The 1,548-nt window shown below is 42.1% G+C and carries 4 protein-coding genes; all 4 read left to right on the forward strand.

Features of this window, described 5'->3' with window-relative positions; genetic code table 11:
• Positions 1–74 precede the first annotated feature (74 nt).
• Positions 75–320: a hypothetical protein gene (locus HT708_RS11690; protein ID WP_240156185.1), complete on the forward strand. Its 246-nt coding sequence runs from the start codon at positions 75–77 to the stop codon at positions 318–320.
• Positions 271–531 carry a hypothetical protein gene (locus HT708_RS02665; protein ID WP_172925937.1) on the forward strand — a complete coding sequence of 87 codons (261 nt, stop codon included), beginning with the start codon at positions 271–273 and terminating at the stop codon, positions 529–531. The genes HT708_RS11690 and HT708_RS02665 overlap by 50 nt, the downstream gene beginning before the upstream one ends.
• 126 nt (positions 532–657) lie before the next feature.
• Positions 658–1,287 carry an MBL fold metallo-hydrolase gene (locus HT708_RS02670; protein WP_023933220.1) on the forward strand — a complete coding sequence of 210 codons (630 nt, stop codon included), beginning with the start codon at positions 658–660 and terminating at the stop codon, positions 1,285–1,287.
• 37 nt (positions 1,288–1,324) lie between these two features.
• On the forward strand, positions 1,325–1,548 hold a 224-nt coding region (locus tag HT708_RS11695), incomplete at its 3' end, for a hypothetical protein (protein ID WP_345889800.1).

The raw sequence follows: 1,548 nt of genomic DNA on the forward strand, positions 1-1,548 counted from the left end.
GTTGGGATTAAAATTTTCATATTGATAGAGTAGCATATTTTTTAGCCACAACCAAGAAATTCATCTGATACTCAATGAAAATCAAAGAGCAAACTAGGAAACTAGCCGCAGGTTGCTCAAAACACCGTTTTGAGGTTGCAGATAGAACTGACGAAGTCAGTAACCATATATACGGCAAGGCGACGTTGACGCGGTTTGAAGAGATTTTCGAAGAGTATAAAAATCCTCAAGATACTTTCTTTTATCCGTTAGTTTATAAGGAGAACACCTATGAAAAAAACTGCTATTTCTATCTTTGCTCTCCTAGTATTAGGAGCTAGTTGCCTGTTCCTATTCAGCCAGCAAAGCTATAAAAAAACAGTCGTTCAATACTATGCTAACGACCAGAACCTGCCAAATAGGATAACTTATAGTGAATATAGCGACAAACGAGAAGCCAACTACGGTGGCACTCTAAACATCACATCTATCAAACAAGCTAATGACGGAGTTTATGCAACCTATGAAGGGCAATTGACACCTTTCCAATAGTGATAAATTGATAACCAGCCTGTCTTCATCTAGTCATGCTGGTTTTTAAGTTCATTCTAAATCCTTACCTATTCTCCCTAACTGTGCTATACTTAATTTAGTACATTCTTTGAGATTGGAGATAAAATGAAAATCCATAAAACTGTGAATCCTGTTGCCTATGAAAACACCTATTACCTGGAAGGTGAAAAACACCTCATCGTTGTAGATCCTGGTAGTCAATGGGAAGCCATTCGTCAGACAATCGAGAACCTCAACAAACCGATCTGTGCCATTCTATTGACCCACGCTCATTATGACCATATCATGAGTCTGGACTTGGTGCGCGAGACCTTTGGCAATCCTCCTGTCTATATCGCAGAGAGCGAAGCCAGCTGGCTCTACACTCCTGTCGATAATCTCTCCGGTCTCCCTCGCCACGATGATATGGCAGATGTGGTCACAAAACCTGCAGAACACACCTTTGTCTTTCACGAAGAATACCAACTAGAGGAATTTCGTTTTAAGGTTCTACCGACCCCAGGGCACTCTATCGGTGGTGTTTCCCTAGTCTTTCCTGATGCTCACCTAGTCTTGACGGGAGATGCTCTGTTCCGCGAAACAATTGGACGGACGGATCTTCCGACTGGTAGTACAGAGCAACTCCTTCATAGTATCCAGACCCAACTCTTCACCCTACCAAACTACGATGTCTATCCAGGACATGGTCCAGCTACTACTATCGCTCACGAAAAGGCCTTCAATCCCTTTTTCTAGCAAGATGATGACAATCGATAGCACAATTTAATACTCAATGAAAATCAAAGAGCAAACTAGGAAACTAGCCGCAGGTTGCTCAAAGCACTGCTTTGAGGTTGCAGATAAAACTGACGAAGTCAGCTCAAAACACTGTTTTGAGGTTGTGGATAGAACTGACGAAGTCAGCTCAAAACACTGTTTTGAGGTTGTGGATAGAACTGACGAAGTCAGCTCAAAACACTGTTTTGAGGTTGTGGATAGAACTGACGAAGTCAGCTC

Source organism: Streptococcus sp. 3613 (assembly GCF_013277375.1).
GTDB lineage: Bacteria > Bacillota > Bacilli > Lactobacillales > Streptococcaceae > Streptococcus > Streptococcus pseudopneumoniae.

Excerpts from the sequence above, each read along its gene's own strand:
- HT708_RS11690 (WP_240156185.1), top strand. The coding sequence starts at position 75 with ATGAAAATCAAAGAGCAAACTAGGAAACTAGCCGCAGGTTGCTCAAAA.
- HT708_RS02665 (WP_172925937.1), top strand. The coding sequence starts at position 271 with ATGAAAAAAACTGCTATTTCTATCTTTGCTCTCCTAGTATTAGGAGCT.
- HT708_RS02670 (WP_023933220.1), top strand. The coding sequence starts at position 658 with ATGAAAATCCATAAAACTGTGAATCCTGTTGCCTATGAAAACACCTAT.